Source organism: Acidovorax sp. 107 (genome assembly GCF_003058055.1).
Taxonomy (GTDB): Bacteria; Pseudomonadota; Gammaproteobacteria; order Burkholderiales; family Burkholderiaceae_C; genus Acidovorax.
The window spans coordinates 146,119-160,950 of record NZ_QBTZ01000001.1 but is presented as its reverse complement, the minus strand read 5'-3'; the positions used below and the strand labels follow the sequence as shown (position 1 = coordinate 160,950).

The 14,832-nt window shown below is 66.5% G+C and carries 10 protein-coding genes; 4 read left to right on the top strand and 6 right to left on the bottom strand.

Annotated features, from left to right (window positions below):
* Positions 1-173: 173 nt before the first annotated feature.
* The 3 genes from C8C99_RS00720 to C8C99_RS00710 form a co-directional block, all read right to left on the bottom strand.
* Positions 174-605, bottom strand: coding sequence for a hypothetical protein (locus tag C8C99_RS00720; RefSeq protein ID WP_056637437.1), 432 nt, complete (start codon positions 603-605; stop codon positions 174-176).
* 433 nt (positions 606-1,038) lie between these two features.
* Positions 1,039-1,536, bottom strand: a complete 498-nt coding sequence (locus C8C99_RS00715) for a DUF1854 domain-containing protein (RefSeq protein ID WP_056637665.1) — start codon at positions 1,534-1,536, stop codon at positions 1,039-1,041.
* 21 nt (positions 1,537-1,557) lie between these two features.
* Positions 1,558-3,864 (bottom strand): ABC transporter ATP-binding protein, encoded by a 2,307-nt coding sequence (locus C8C99_RS00710; protein ID WP_056637439.1) that lies wholly within the window; start codon positions 3,862-3,864, stop codon positions 1,558-1,560.
* Positions 3,865-4,101: 237 nt separating this feature from the next.
* On the opposite strand from C8C99_RS00710, the gene cphA (C8C99_RS00705) reads away from it, so the two are divergent.
* The 3 genes from cphA (C8C99_RS00705) (at position 4,102) to C8C99_RS00695 (ending at position 9,481) form a co-directional block, all read left to right on the top strand.
* Positions 4,102-6,309, top strand: coding sequence for a cyanophycin synthetase (cphA, locus tag C8C99_RS00705; protein ID WP_108624620.1), 2,208 nt, complete (start codon positions 4,102-4,104; stop codon positions 6,307-6,309).
* 98 nt (positions 6,310-6,407) lie between these two features.
* Positions 6,408-8,987 (top strand): cyanophycin synthetase, encoded by a 2,580-nt coding sequence (cphA, locus tag C8C99_RS00700; protein ID WP_108624619.1) that lies wholly within the window; start codon positions 6,408-6,410, stop codon positions 8,985-8,987.
* Positions 8,984-9,481, top strand: a complete 498-nt coding sequence (locus tag C8C99_RS00695; RefSeq protein ID WP_108624618.1) for a CreA family protein — start codon at positions 8,984-8,986, stop codon at positions 9,479-9,481. Before cphA (C8C99_RS00700) ends, C8C99_RS00695 begins: the two co-directional genes overlap by 4 nt.
* 123 nt (positions 9,482-9,604) lie before the next feature.
* On the opposite strand, the gene C8C99_RS00690 is transcribed toward C8C99_RS00695, so the two are convergent.
* The 3 genes from C8C99_RS00690 to C8C99_RS00680 form a co-directional block, all read right to left on the bottom strand.
* On the bottom strand, positions 9,605-10,252 hold the full coding sequence (locus C8C99_RS00690) for a DsbA family oxidoreductase (RefSeq protein ID WP_108624617.1): 648 nt from the start codon (positions 10,250-10,252) through the stop codon (positions 9,605-9,607).
* Positions 10,253-10,776: 524 nt separating this feature from the next.
* Positions 10,777-12,285: an AMP-binding protein gene (locus tag C8C99_RS00685; RefSeq protein WP_108624616.1), complete on the bottom strand. Its 1,509-nt coding sequence runs from the start codon at positions 12,283-12,285 to the stop codon at positions 10,777-10,779.
* A complete protein-coding gene (locus C8C99_RS00680; protein WP_108626989.1) occupies positions 12,282-13,448 on the bottom strand; it encodes an acetyl-CoA acetyltransferase in 1,167 nt (388 codons plus the stop codon). Before C8C99_RS00680 ends, C8C99_RS00685 begins: the two co-directional genes overlap by 4 nt.
* Positions 13,449-13,683: 235 nt before the next feature.
* On the opposite strand from C8C99_RS00680, the gene C8C99_RS00675 reads away from it, so the two are divergent.
* On the top strand, positions 13,684-14,664 hold the full coding sequence (locus tag C8C99_RS00675; protein ID WP_108624615.1) for a YcjF family protein: 981 nt from the start codon (positions 13,684-13,686) through the stop codon (positions 14,662-14,664).
* Positions 14,665-14,832 lie beyond the last annotated feature (168 nt).

The following is a 14,832-nucleotide window of genomic DNA, read 5'->3' as shown; positions in this document are numbered from 1 at the left end:
GTGAATCTGGGAGATGCCGCCAGTGTCCCTACACCGTGCATGCCCCCGCAAACGACAGGCGGCGCCTTTGCTCCGCAATCCACCGCTGCGCAATGCCATCAAGACCCGCACCGGGCCTGCCACTGCGCGAAATAAAGCCTCTTCACGGCCGGCAGCCCGGTTGCGCCTGCTGCTCAGGCACCGCCGGTGCGCTTGACCTTGGGGTCGGTGTAGGTCAGCGGCTCGTTCTTGACCTGCTGGGCCAGGCGCTCCTGCAGGGTCATCTTGTTGACGTCCTGCGCCACCTCCACCGCGCTGCCGCTGGCGCGCCACATCGACTGGATGAACTCCAGCAGCTGCTTGTAGATAGGCTCTTTGGGAGGCTCCGGCGGCTCCTCGACGGTGTCTTTCTTTTTGACCGCCGTCCAGTCCCGGTTGGGCGCCTCGGGCGCCGAGGGTTTGTCCGGCTCGCGCACGATCGCCCCCTCGCCCATCCGGTCCATGGACTCGACAGGATTGGGAGCGTTGATGGGACGCACCGGAGGCGCACCCGAGGCGCCAGTGGAATACAAATCAGCGCCCGGAGGACGCCAGGACGGCGATCGATCGACAGGTGGCATTTGCATGACATTGGCCCGTAGTTGAACAAAAGGTGAGAGGGTCTTTTGGCCTCTTCGTACATTCATTACGGCAAAAAGAAGGGTGAATTTAGGTCTTTTTCACCGATTGAACGAAATTTAGGGTTTTCCCTAGAAAAACCCACCCTCCTGAAGCCGCCCAGCGCCTCACAGGCCACCTGAAGGTGCCCAATAGCCATCCGAAATAGGTTTGAAAGGGGTGCTGGGCGCGTGCAGGCGCCGCAACAGCGCCACGCCATCGGGAGACCGCGCGGCCTACAGATCGTCACCCGTTGGGTGTGAACGGGCAGCAAGGTGCACGGCTTGGGCCGTGCTCAAGGGAGGTGCGAGAGGGGCGCGCCAGCCCCCTTTCCCCTCCAGGCCGCAAGACAGGGCCCGGGCCACCGAGAGAGCGGAGCCGGTCAGACCCCGCCGCTACCGGTCAAAGAAAGCGCTCGAGCAAGCGGCGCGAGTGCTTGTCTAGCACCGTGGTGTCTTTGACCCGGAACTGCAAGCCGTCACCCCCGGCAATCAGCAACCGGGTGCGTCCGCCCAGGCGGCGGATGTCCTCTTCGGCCTTGAGCACGAGGCGCGCCGGGCCTCGGTCAGTCTCCACATCCCAGGTGCTGGGCGTTGAAAAACTCGAAACGGCGAGGATTTTCTGGATAGTGGGCACAAACTCGCGCACTTCCAGCTCCTCTTCAATGAGCTGCCGGGCGGGGCCCGTCACAGCCTCCAGCCGGGGAACCCACAGCAGTTCATGGCCGTCGGCGCCCACCAGGGAGAGCCCCTCGCCCGGTGCGGCAATGGGAAAGGCCCGCACGGGGGTCACGCCCTCATGGGCTGTGCCGTCGGCCAGGGTCAGGACCAGGCGGCCGTGCGGGTTGCGCACCAGTTGAAAAGCAGCAGTGGACGACGACGGGGTCAGGGAAGCATTCATGGCAGGGTCGCTCACAGCGTCTCAGGGGTTGCCGGCGGGGTGGGCCGGGTGCAGCAGGCTGCTGTCGATGATGACGCCCGCCGCCTGCGCGTCTTCTTCGGCGCGGCGGGCCTGGGCTTCGTACAGCCGCCAGTAGGCGCCCTGCTTTTCCATCAGCTCGTCGTGTGGCCCCACCTCCACCACCTCGCCCCGGTCCATCACCACCAGGCGGTCGGCCTTGCGCAGGGTGGACAGGCGGTGGGCAATGGCAATCGTGGTGCGACCTTGCACCAGGTTGTCGAGCGCCTTCTGGATTTCCTTTTCGGTCTCGGTATCCACGGCCGAGGTGGCTTCGTCCAGGATCAGGATGCGCGGGTCGATCAGCAGCGCGCGGGCGATGCTGATGCGCTGACGCTCGCCGCCCGACAGGCCCTGGCCGCGCTCGCCCACCAGCGAGTCGTAGCCGTGCGGCAGGCGCAGGATGAACTCGTGCGCGTGCGCGGCGCGGGCGGCGGCCACGATTTCTTCGCGCGTGGCCTCGGGCTTGCCGTAGGCGATGTTCTCGGCAATGGTGCCGAAGAACAGGAAGGGCTCTTGCAGCACCAGACCGATGTGGCGGCGGTAGTCGGCCACCGCAAAGCGGCGGATGTCGATGCCATCGACCTGGATGGAGCCATCGCTCACGTCATAAAAGCGGCTGATCAGGTTGACCAGCGTGCTCTTGCCCGAGCCGCTGTGGCCCACCAGGCCGATCATCTCGCCGGGGCGGATGTCCAGATCCAGCCCCTTGATGACCGCGCGGCTGCCGTAGCGGAAGCCCACGCCCTGCATGCTGATGGCGCCCAACACCTTGTCCACCTTCACCGGCTGCGCGGGATCGGGCACGTTGCTCACATGGTCGAGGATGTCAAAAATGCGCTTGGCGCCCGCAGCCGCCTTCTGGGTGACCGATACGATGCGGCTCATGGAGTCGAGCCGGCTGTAGAAGCGCCCGATGTAGGCGATGAAGGCCGTAAGCACACCCACCGTGATCTGGTTGCGCGACACCAGCCAGATGCCAAAGGCCCAGACCACCAGCAGGCCAATTTCGGTCAGCAGCGACACCGTGGGCGTGAACAGGCTCCAGGTCTTGTTGAGCTTGTCGTTCACTTCCAGGTTGTGCTGGTTGGCGTCACGGAAACGCTGGGCTTCGCGCTTCTCTTGCGCAAAGGCCTTCACCACGCGGATGCCGGGGATGGTGTCGGCCAGCACGTTGGTCACCTCGGACCACACCCGGTCGATCTTTTCAAAGCCGGTGCGCAAGCGGTCACGCACGGTGTGGATCATCCAGCCAATGAAGGGCAGCGGCACCAGCGTGACCAATGCCAGCCACGGATTGATGGAGAACAGGATGGCCGCCGTCATGCAGATCATGAGCACGTCGGTCACGAAATCCAGCGCATGCAACGACAGGAACACGTTGATGCGGTCGGTCTCCGACCCGATGCGTGCCATCAGGTCGCCGGTGCGCTTGCCGCCAAAGTAGTCCAGCGACAGGCGCAGCAGATGCTCGTACGTGGTGGTGCGCAGGTCGGCGCCAATGCGCTCGGACACCAGCGCCAATATGTAAGTGCGCGCCCACGACAGGCCCCAGGCAGCCAAGGCGGAAGCCAGCAGACCACTCAAGTACAGCAACACCAGGCCAGGCTCGATCTGCTTGCCGTTCTGGAACGGAATCAGGATGTCGTCCATCAGCGGGATGGTGAGGTAGGGTGGCACCAGCGTGGCGGCGGTGGAGGCCAGCGTCAGCGCAAAACCGGCCGCCAGCTGTTTGCGGTAGGGCCGCGCAAAACGCCACAGACGCAGCAGCACCCAGGTGGACGTCTGGGGGGGCTGGGCGCGGGCACAGGCGGGGCACTCCTCGGTGTCCGGCGGCAGCGGCGTGTGGCAGGTGGGGCAGACAGGCTCTTCTGCCTCGTCCTCGGCACCGCTGTCGCCCCGGGCGCTTTGCTGCTCAAACCGCTGCACCAAGCGCAGCGCCTGCGCATGGTGCGCCAGGGTAAAGCGCCACTGGGCCAGGCGCTCGTCGGGGTTGTGCAACTCCAGCGAGCCCACTCCGCCGTGGTCATGCAGCTTGAGAGCCAACCCCTCACCCAGAGGCCAGCTGCGCCAGACCGTGGTGCCGGGCTCGCAGGCCAGCAGCCGCTCGGACGTCACCACCACCCAACCCGCCGCAAAGCGCAGCGTGGCGCTCAGGTCAACCGGCAAAGCCGCCAACACGTTCTCTTTGGAAGCGAGCATGGCCCGCAAATCGGCTCCCACGGGGCCAGAAAAGACACCTGAGGCGTCCACAGAATGGTGATGTTGCATTTTTGGTTGGGTTTTCCGCCACCGGCTGCCTGCGGTGGCTGCTCTCGCGAAAGCAGGAATTCTCACCGATACTGCACGCCACGGTGCGACGGCATCCTCCTGTAACGTCTGTGGCAGCTATTTGGCTGACACTGCGCACAGGCCCCGGACTGGCGCACAATCATCGTCCACAAAATTCCCTTTCGTCCCCCTACCGCACAGCCCTCACCAAGGCCGGAACCACAACCGCTGCAATCCATGGCGAAACTCAACGACATCCAACTGCTTCGCATCAACTATCTGCGGGGCCCCAATATCTGGACCTACCGGCCGGTCCTGGAAGTCTGGCTGGACCTGGGCGAACTGGAGGACTATCCCTCCAACACCATCCCAGGCTTCAATGACCGCCTAACGGCCTGGCTGCCCGCGCTGATCGAACACCACTGCGGCGTGGGCGAGCGCGGTGGCTTCCTGCAGCGCCTGCAAGAGGGCACCTGGTGCGGCCATGTGCTGGAGCACATCGTGATCGAGCTGCTCAACCTGTCGGGCATGCCCACGGGTTTCGGCCAGACGCGCTCTACCTCCCAGCGCGGCGTGTACCGCATGGTGTTCCGCGCCCGTGACGAAAGCGTCGCGCGCGTGGCGCTGGCCCAGGGCCACGCGCTCATCATGGCGGCCGTCAACGACGAGCCCTTTGACGTACAGGCCGCCGTGGCGCGCGTGCGCACCGAGGTGGACGACCAGTACCTCGGCCCCAGCACCGCCTGCATCGTCACCGCCGCCACCGACCGGGGCATCCCGCACATCCGCCTGAACGACGGCAACCTGGTGCAGCTGGGCTATGGCGCCCGCCAGCGCCGCATCTGGACGGCCGAGACCGAGTACACCAGCGCGATTGCCGAAGGCATTGCCAGCGACAAGGACCTGACCAAGGGCCTGCTCAAGTCCTGCGGCGTGCCCATCCCCGAAGGTCAGGTGGTCAACAGCCCGGCAGAAGCCTGGGAAGCAGCACAGGACATCGGCCTGCCCGTGGTCGTCAAGCCCTCCGACGGCAACCATGGCCGGGGCGTGACGCTGGACCTGCGCAAGCAGGAAGACATCGAGGCGGCCTACCACGTAGCCTACCCCGAGGGCAGCGACGTGATGGTCGAGCGATTCATCCCCGGCGACGAACACCGCGTGCTGGTGGTGGGCGGCAAGGTGGTGGCTGCCGCACGCGGCGAGCTGGTCACCATCACCGGCAATGGCCGCTCCACCGTCAAGGAACTCATCGACACCCAGCTCAACTCCGACCCCCGCCGGGGCTACGAAGAAGAGTACCCGCTCGAAATCATCGACCTGGCCACCGACACCAAGGTACAGCTGGAGCTCAAGCGACAGGACCTCGAAGCCGACTCCGTGCCCGCAGCCGGTCGGCAGGTGGTGGTGCAGCGCAACGGCAACGTGGCCGTTGACTGCACCGACGATGTACACCCCGAAGTGGCCTACATCGCCCAGCTCGCCGCCAAGGTGGTCGGACTGGACATCGCCGGCATCGACATGGTGGCGCGCGACATCTCCAAGCCCCTGCACGCACAGGGCGGCGCCATTGTCGAAGTCAACGCAGGCCCTGGCCTGCTCATGCACCTGAAGCCCGCCGTGGGCGCACCGCGCCCCGTGGGCCAGGCGATTGCCGAGCACCTGTTCCCCTCCGACGCCGATGACGAAGGCCCCGCAGGCCGCATCCCCTTGGTCGGCGTGGCAGGCACGCGCAACACCGCCACCATCTCGCGCGTGGTGGCCTGGCTGCTGCACCTGAGCGGGCACCACACCGGCCTGGCCTGCCGTGATGGACTCTTTTTGGACCGCCGCCTTGTGGAAGCCACCGACTGCGCCCACTGGGAGGCCGCACACCGCCTGCTGATGAACAAGATGGTGCAGGCCGCCGTGATCGAAAGCGACGCGCGCACCATCCTGCGCGACGGCTTGGCCTATGACCGCTGCCAGGTGGGCGTGGTCACCGACATGGATGGCGTGGAAACGCTGGCCGAGTTTGACGTGCACGAGCAGGACCAGATGACCAAGGTGATGCGCACCCAGGTGGATGTGGTGCTGGCCGAAGGCGCTGCCGTGCTCAACGCCGCCATCCGGCAGGTGGCCGACCTCGCCCCGCTGTCTGATGGAGATGTAGTGCTGTATGCGCAGGACGGCACGCTGCCCGTGATCGTCGAGCACCGCGCCAAGGACAACGGCCGCGCTGTCTTCATCAAGAACGGCCGCGTGGTGCTGGCCACGGGGAGTGCCGAGCACGTGCTGGGTGCCCTGTCCGACCTGACCTTTGGCCGCAATGCCGTGGTGCCCGACACCGACGCCCTGCTGGCCGCCATCGGCACGGCCTGGGCGTTGGACATCGCGCCCGACCTGATCGGCGCGGGCATCAAGACCTTCGAGCCCGAGCTGGTCCCCACCGCCGCCTTGCGGTCGTGATGGCTCCTCGCGCATCTGCCCTTGTTTGTTGTTTCACCCCACATCCCACGACCTGAACAGGGCCCCTGTGCCCTGATGGACCACTGAAAGAGACTTCCATGGATGTATCCCGCACCCGGGCCCTGCGCGGCCCCAACCTCTGGAGCCGCCACATGGCCATCGAGGCCGTGGTGACCTGCGCCGAGAACGAACGCGCTGTGGGCCAGATGGCCGGATTCGAAGCCCGCCTGCGGGCGTTGTTCCCCGCCATCGGCGCGCTGCACCCCGAAACCGGTGGCGGCGATGTGTCGCTGGCCCACGTGCTGCAGACCGCAGCGCTGGCCCTGCAGGCGCAGGCAGGCTGCCCCGTGACCTTTGCGCGCACCACCGCCACCACCGATGCAGGCGTTTACCAGGTGGTCGTCGAGTACAGCGAAGAAGCCGTGGGCCGCAAGGCGTTTGAAGACGCGCAGCAGCTCATCCAGGCCGCGCTGGGCAACGGCACGTTCGATGCCGAGAAGGCCGTCGCCGACCTGCGCGAGCTGGACGAAGACGAGCGCCTGGGCCCCAGCACCGGCTCCATCGTCGAAGCCGCCGTGGCCCGTGGCATTCCTTACCGCCGCCTCACACGCGGCAGCCTCGTGCAGTTTGGCTGGGGTTCCAAGCAACGTCGCATTCAGGCGGCCGAGGTCGATTCGACCAGCGCCGTGGCCGAATCCATCGGCCAGGACAAGGACCTGACCAAGCGCCTGCTGCACGCCGCTGGCGTGCCCGTGCCACTGGGCAAGCCGGTGGATACCGTGGACGAAGCCTGGGAAGTCGCCCTCAAGGTCGGCCTGCCCGTGGTGGTCAAGCCCCAGGACGGAAACCAGGGCAAGGGCGTTACCGTCAACATCACCGACCGCGCCCAGCTTGAAGAGGCCTACAAGAACGCTGCCGACTACGGCACCGTGATGGTCGAGCGCTTCTTGCCTGGCCACGACTTCCGCCTGCTGGTGGTGGGCGACCAGCTGGTGGCCGCCGCGCGCCGCGAGCCGCCCCAGGTGCTGGGCGATGGCGAACACACCGTGCGCCAGCTGGTGGACGTGGTCAACCAGGACCCGCGCCGCGGCGAAGGCCACGCCACCTCGCTGACCAAGATTCGCCTGGATGACATCGCGGTGGCCCGTCTGACCATGCAGGGCCTGACGCCCGACTCGGTGCCCGAGAAAGGCCAGCGCGTCATCCTGCGCAACAACGCCAACCTGTCCACCGGCGGCACCGCCACCGACGTGACCGACGACGTGCACCCCGAGGTCGCCGCCCGTGCCGTGGCAGCCGCCCAGATGGTGGGTCTGCACATCTGCGGCGTGGACATGGTGGCCGAAACCGTGTTGCGCCCGCTCGAAGAACAAGGCGGCGGCTTTGTCGAAGTGAACGCCGCCCCCGGCCTGCGCATGCACCTGGCCCCCAGCTACGGCAAGCCCCGCAACGTGGGACAGGCCATGGTGGACAAGCTGTTCGCCTACGGCGATGACGGCCGCATCCCCACCGTGGCCGTCACCGGCACCAACGGCAAGACCACCACCGCCCGCCTGATTGCGCACCTGTTCACCGCGCAGGGCCTGCGCGTGGGCATGACCAACACCGACGGCGTGTACGTGAATGGCCGCCAGATCGACAGCGGCGACTGCAGCGGCCCCAAGAGCGCCCGCAATGTGCTGCTGCACCCCGAGGTGGACGCCGCCGTGTTCGAGACCGCGCGGGGCGGCATCCTGCGCGAAGGCCTGGGCTTTGACCGCTGCCAGGTGGCCGTGGTCACCAACATCGGCGCGGGCGACCACCTGGGCCTGAACTACATCACCACGGTGGAAGACCTGGCCGTGCTCAAACGCGTGATCGTGCAGAACGTGGCGCCCACGGGCTACGCCGTGCTCAACGCCGCCGACCCCATCGTGGCGGCCATGGCATCGTCCTGCCCCGGCAAGGTGATCTACTTTGCCAGTGACCGCCACCACCCCGTCATGGTCACGCACCGCGCCCAGGGCCACCGCACCGTGTATGTGGATGGCGACTCCATCGTGGCCTCTGAAGGCTCGTGGCGCGAGACCATCCACCTGCGCGACGTGCCCATCACGCGCAACGGCAAGATCGGCTTCCAGGTCGAGAACGTCATGGCGTCTGTGGCCGCCGCCTGGGGCGTGGGCATGCCCTGGCAGACCATCCGCCGGGGCCTGTCGGGCTTTGTGAACGACAGCGACAACGCCCCGGGCCGCTTCAACATCATGGACTACCGCGGTGCCACCGTGATCGCCGACTACGGCCACAACCCCGACGCCATGCGCGCCCTGGTGCAGGCTGTGGACGCCCTGCCCGGCAAGCGCCGCAGCGTGGTCATCAGCGGTGCGGGCGACCGGCGCGACGAGGACATCCGCGAACAGACCGTGATCCTGGGCGCCGCGTTTGACGACGTGATCCTGTACCAGGACGCCGCCCAGCGTGGCCGCGCCGACGGCGAAGTGATGACCCTGCTGCGCGAAGGCCTGGCCGATGCGCCGCGCACCACGCATGTGGAAGAGATCCGTGGCGAGTTCATCGCCATCGACGCCGCGCTGGCACGCCTGCAACCCGGCGACCTGTGCCTGGTGCTGGTGGACCAGGTGGAAGAAGCCCTGGCCCACCTGGCCCAGCGCTGCACCGAAGGCGAGACCACGGCATGACCGCCGCGCGCACGCTGGCCGCTGCAGCTGTGGTGATGCTTGCCGCCCTCACGGGTGGCGCAGCGCAGGCCGCATCGGGCGAAAAGATCGGCACGGTGGACACGGCCTTCCAGTGGATCGGCCGCGACCACGACATCATCGTCGAGGCTTACGACGACCCCGGCGTGCAGGGCGTGACCTGCTACGTATCGCGCGCCCGGGTGGGCGGCATCAAGGGCACGCTGGGCCTGGCCGAAGACCGCGCCGAGGCCTCCATTGCCTGCCGCCAGGTCGGCCCCATCAGCATTCCCGAGCCGCTGAAGAAGCAGGAGGAAGTGTTCAGCGAACGCATGTCCATCCTGTTCAAGCGCCTGCGCATCGTGCGCATGGTGGACCCAACCCGCAACACGCTGGTGTACCTGACCTACTCAGAGAAGCTCATCGACGGCTCCCCCCAGAACAGCGTGACCGCTGTTCCCGTGGACCGCGCCACCGCCATTCCGCTGCGCAAGTGACGGTAGCCCGGTGTGGCCGGGGCATCGGTCAGACATCAAAAAGGGGCCTCAGGCCCCTTCTTTGATCGTAGATGCCAGTAGCGCTAGTGCAATATGCCTGATAAGCTATCAAATAGATAGCATTTAGCCCTGCACGGCAATCTGCCGCAGCGCCTGCTCAAACACCTCCACCGGCTGCCCGCCTTGTATCAGATGGCGCTCGTTGACGATGATCGCGGGCACCGAATGGATGCCGTTTTGCAGATAGAACTGCTCGCGCTCGCGCACCTCGTCGGCGTAGCGGTCTGAGGCCAGCAGCGCACGCGCCTCGGCCCCATCCAGCCCCACTTCGCTCGCTACGCGCACCAGCACCTCGGGGTTGCTCGGGTCTTGTCCGTCGGTGAAATACGCCTTGAACAGCGCCTTCTTCAGCGCGGCCTGCACGCCCTTCTCTTCGGCCCAGTGCAGCAGGCGGTGTGCATCAAAGGTGTTGTAGATGCGGCTGCGCTTGTCCATGCTGAAGGTGAACCCCAGCGCCGCGCCACGCGCCGCAATGGCCTCGCGGTTCTTCTGGCTCTGCTCGGGCGTGGCGCCGTACTTTTCTTGCAGGTGCTCGCCAATGTCCTGGCCCTCAGGCCCCATCTGCGGGTTCAGCTCGAACGGCTGAAAGTGCAGGTCCAGCGCGACCTCGCCCTGCAGCCGGTCCGCCGCCTGCTCCAGCGCCTTGAGGCCAATGATGCACCAGGGGCAGGAAACATCAGAGACGAAATCGATTTTGAGGGTGGTAGTCATGGGAGGGGTCTACTGATGAGAGATGGCGAATAGTAGGACGGGTTTGAAAACCGCGATTGTGATGGGTGTACCGGAAACTCACGTTCGCCTGGACGAGCACGCTCTTGAGTCCTTCAAGGCCCTGTTGGCATACCTATCGGCAAGCTGTCGCATGAGCTGCTTGACCCAATCTACGCCAAACATCCGGGCTAGATGCCGACAGGAATGCGGTATTGAGGCACGCAGCCCCGCCCGCCACTTTTCGCCACGGGTGCAACCCACGCGTCGACGCCTCTACCTACTTATGAAAGTGAGGAGCGTAGGACCTAGCAGAAAGGCTCCAAGCAGCAAGATGACTGGCACGCCAACGGCAAACCAGATCATCAGCCTCGACTCCCTCTTGAAATGATGGTTGGCGCTCTTGCTCTTGTAAGAGGAGCTTCCTTCTTCGTTGGAATGATTCGGGTGATGCATGAAGTGCTTTCGCAGTGAATCATATGACCACTATCCGCCAAAGCCACTCAGCCCAGCAAGCCGCCACTTGCTCACATCCCCCGCAACTCCGTCTTCAACACCTTCCCATAGGCATTCTTCGGCAGCGCCTCCACCCACCGGTATTCCTTGGGCCGCTTGAACCGCGCAATGTGCTCCAGGCACAGCGCATCCAGCTCCGCCCCGGGCACTGCACCGCCCTCCTCTGCGACCAGGATGGCCACCACCACCTCGCCCCATTCCGCATCGCGCTGGCCCACCACGGCGACCTCGCGCACCTGGGGGTGGAGCAGCAGCACTTCTTCCACTTCGCGCGGGTAGATGTTGCTGCCGCCAGAGATGATCACGTCTTTGGACCGGTCCTTGAGCGTGAGGAAACCATCGGCATCCAGCGCGCCCATATCGCCGGTGTAGAGCCAGCCATCGCGCAGCGTCTGCGCTGTGGCAGTGGGGTTGTTCCAGTAGCCAGGCATCACGGTGTCGCCGCGCACCACCACCTCGCCGGTCTCTCCGGTCGGCACAGGCTGGCCTGCGGCATCGACCACGCGCACCTCCACCAGCGACTGCGCCACGCCCACCGACACCATGCGCTCAGCCCAGCGCGGGTGGTCGCGGTCGGCCAGCTGGGCGCGCGACAGGGCGGTGATGGTCATGGGGCTTTCGCCCTGGCCGTAGATCTGTGCAAAACGGTTGCCCATCACGGCCAGGGCGTTGCGCAGGTCGTCGGCATACATGGGGCCGCCGCCGTAGACGATGGTCTTGAAGCCCGACACATCGGCGCCCGTGGCGCGCACATGGTCCACCAGGCGGTGCACCATGGTGGGTGCGGCAAACAGGGTGAGCTGGCCCACGCTGGCCGCCAACTGCACCAGCTCGGCAGGCTCGAACCCGCCCGACCGCGGCACCACATGCCGCTCGCCGCGCAACACCTGGGCGTAGTTGTAGAGCCCCGCGCCGTGCGACATGGGCGCGGCGTAGACCATGGCGTCGCCGGGCAGGATGTCGTCCACATCGGTGAAGTAGCAGGCCGTCATGGCCAGCAGGTTGCGGTGGGTCTGCATCACGCCTTTGGGGCGGCCGGTGGTGCCCGAGGTGTAGAACAGCGAGGCCACGTCATGCGGTGCGCGGTCGCACACGTCCATGGGCGTGTGGGCGACTGCGGCGCGGTATGCGTCGGAGCCAAAGACCAGCACCGCGTCCTGCGGCGCCCCGGCCTCGTGCACGGCGGGGGCCAGCGCTTCAGAGGTCAGCACCACGCGCGCGCCCGAGTCGGCCAGCACGTAGGCGAGTTCTTTGGCATGCAGCTTGTAGTTGACCGGCACCGACACGGCCCCAGCCCACAGGATGGCGTGCAATGCCTCCAGGTATTCGGGCGCATTGGCGGCGTAGATGGCCACGCGGTCGCCGGGGGCCACGCCACAGCGCGTGCGCAGATGGGCCGCCAGCGCAGCGGTGCGGGCAGCCAGCGTGCCGTAGCTCCACAGCACCTGGTCGCCATGCAGCAGCGCGGGCCGGTGGGCGTGCAGCAAGGCGCTGCGGCGCAGCAGGTGGGCAATGTTCATCGGGCGCGCTCCAGAATGCTCACGTAGTTGGCCACAGCCGATCCGCCCATGTTGAACACGCCCGCCAGCGTGGCGCCGGGCACCTGCAGGTCGCCCGCCTCGCCCATGAGCTGCATGGCCGACACCACATGCATCGACACGCCCGTGGCGCCAATCGGGTGGCCCTTGGCCTTGAGCCCGCCCGAGGCGTTGACGGGCAGGCGGCCGCTGCGCAGCACGGTGCCATCTTCCAGCAGACGGTGGCCCTGGCCTGCGGGCGCCAGGCCCATGGCCTCGTACGTGAGCAGCTCGGCAATGGTGAAGCAGTCGTGCACCTCGGCCAGCGACAGGTCGTGCACCGCGCACCCGGCCTGCTGCAGCGCCTGCTGCCAGGCGCGCCGGGGCCCTTCAAAGTCCACCACACGGCGGCGCGCCATGGGCAGGTAGTCGTTCACCTGCACCCGCGCACGCAGGCGCACAGCGCGGGGGAAGTCGGCCACCGCATCATCGGCCGCCAGGATGACCGCCGCCGCACCGTCAGACACCAGCGAGCAGTCCGTCTTGCGCAGGGGCGCGGCAATCATCGGGTTGCGGTCGGACACGGTGTTGCAGAACTCGAAGCCCAGGTCCTTGCGCATGTGGGCCCAGGGGTTGAGCGCGCCGTTGGCGTGGTTCTTGGCCGCGATGCGCGCCAGGGTGGCCGAATGGTCGCCATGCGCGGCAAAGTAGTCCTGCGCGATAGACGCAAAAATGCCCGGAAAGCCACCGGGCGGGTTGCCCGCCTCGCCGGAGTAGCCGCAGTCACCCAGGATGCGCGTGGTTTCGGCGCCGGAGACAGCGGTCATCTTTTCCGCCCCGATGACGAGGGCGACCCGGGCGCGGCCGGCTTCGATCGCATCGCACGCGGCATAGAGGGCGGCCGAGCCCGACGCGCAGGCGTTCTCCAGCCGTGTGGCGGGCTTCCAGCGCAGGGCGTCGTCGCACTGCAGGGCCAGCGACGAGGCAAACACATCGGGCGTGAAGCCGCCGTTGAGGTTGCCCAGCCACACGCCGTCCACCACCGTGCCGTCAATGCCCGCGTGCTGCAGGGCCTCGCGGCCCGCGCGGGTGATGAGGTCTTCCAGGCCCATGCCGTCCAGCCGGCCAAACGGCAAATGTGCCCAACCCACGATCGCTGCACCCATGTCCATCCTCCATTGATGTGCGCCACGACGGCGCGATGACAAGCACTGTAGGCAAGCCCAGGCCGTCCGCACAGTCGCCGAACTACCCAAGGGAAAACCCGAAGTGCTGGCGCAATGTGGTGCCCGCGCCATCAATCCCCCACACGCTGTGGCGTTGAAACCGCATTGCCTAGACTGCACCTCACCCAGACACCACAGCGCGCCGTGCGCTGCCTTCTTTGCCCACACCAACACCATGACCCTGGACCAGCAAAAATCCATCCTCACCATCGCCCTTCTGGCCGCGTTTGCTGATGGCAACAAGGACGATGCCGAACGCGAAGAGATCCGCCGCATTGCCCAGTCGCTCGCGGGCGACGGGGGCGTGGCCGACCTGCCGCGCATCTACCAGGACGTGCTGCTGCAGCGCACCAGTGTGCAGGCCGCCGTGCAAGGCCTGAGCGAGCCCATGCACCGCCAGCTGGCCTACGAAATGGCCGTGTGCGTGTGCGATGTGGATGGCCGCCAGACGGCAGCGGAGCGCGAGTTTCTGACCCGCCTCAAGGCGGCGCTGCAGCTGGGCGACCCGCAGACGGCGGCATTTGACCAGCAAGCCGATGCGCTAGTGGACGTGGCCGAAAAGGCCGTGCCGATGGCGGTGCCCGTGGCCAGCGCTGCGGCAGCGCCCCTGGCGGCAGCCGCCACTGTCCACTCCAATGCCTCGGATGCAGAGCTGGACCAATCCATCCTGAACTACGCGCTACTCAACGGGGCGCTGGAGCTGCTGCCGCAGTCATGGGCGTCGATGGCCATCATCCCACTGCAGGTGAAGATGGTCTACGGCATCGGCAAGGCGCACGGGGTGGAGCTGGACCAAGGCCACATCAAGGAGTTCATCGCCGCCGCCGGCGTGGGCATGACGTCGCAATACCTGGAGCAGTTTGGCCGCAAGCTGCTGGGCGGCCTGCTGGGCAAGGTGGCGGGTCGCACCCTCGGCGGGCTGGGCGGCGCTGCCACGGGCATGGCGTTTTCGTTTGCCACCACCTACGCACTGGGGCAGGTGGCCAAGCGCTATTACGCCGGTGGCCGGGTCATGAGCACGGCCATGCTGCGCGAGACCTTTCAGGGCCTGCTCACGCCCGCCAAGCAGCTGCAAACGCAGTACTTGCCACAAATTCAGCAGAAGGCAGCGACGCTGGACGCGGGCCAGATCATGGCCCTGGTACGGGGCAAATAGCGAACGCTATTTAATTGATAGCTGCTTGCGAATATTCGACTAGCGCTTGCAGCCGATTTGACTCAAAACCCGTCCCACAGGCACGTAGTGGCCTGCTCGGACGCCCCGCAGCGCACCACCACGCTGCGCGCACCCGTTGCCGCCGCGCAGCACCTTGCGATTCGGCAG

Excerpts from the sequence above, each read along its gene's own strand:
- cphA (WP_108624619.1), top strand. The coding sequence starts at position 6,408 with ATGGATGTATCCCGCACCCGGGCCCTGCGCGGCCCCAACCTCTGGAGC.
- C8C99_RS00685 (WP_108624616.1), bottom strand. The coding sequence starts at position 12,285 with ATGAACATTGCCCACCTGCTGCGCCGCAGCGCCTTGCTGCACGCCCAC.
- C8C99_RS00680 (WP_108626989.1), bottom strand. The coding sequence starts at position 13,448 with ATGGGTGCAGCGATCGTGGGTTGGGCACATTTGCCGTTTGGCCGGCTG.
- C8C99_RS00715 (WP_056637665.1), bottom strand. The coding sequence starts at position 1,536 with ATGAATGCTTCCCTGACCCCGTCGTCGTCCACTGCTGCTTTTCAACTG.
- C8C99_RS00720 (WP_056637437.1), bottom strand. The coding sequence starts at position 605 with ATGCAAATGCCACCTGTCGATCGATCGCCGTCCTGGCGTCCTCCGGGC.
- C8C99_RS00675 (WP_108624615.1), top strand. The coding sequence starts at position 13,684 with ATGACCCTGGACCAGCAAAAATCCATCCTCACCATCGCCCTTCTGGCC.
- cphA (WP_108624620.1), top strand. The coding sequence starts at position 4,102 with ATGGCGAAACTCAACGACATCCAACTGCTTCGCATCAACTATCTGCGG.
- C8C99_RS00710 (WP_056637439.1), bottom strand. The coding sequence starts at position 3,864 with ATGCAACATCACCATTCTGTGGACGCCTCAGGTGTCTTTTCTGGCCCC.
- C8C99_RS00690 (WP_108624617.1), bottom strand. The coding sequence starts at position 10,252 with ATGACTACCACCCTCAAAATCGATTTCGTCTCTGATGTTTCCTGCCCC.
- C8C99_RS00695 (WP_108624618.1), top strand. The coding sequence starts at position 8,984 with ATGACCGCCGCGCGCACGCTGGCCGCTGCAGCTGTGGTGATGCTTGCC.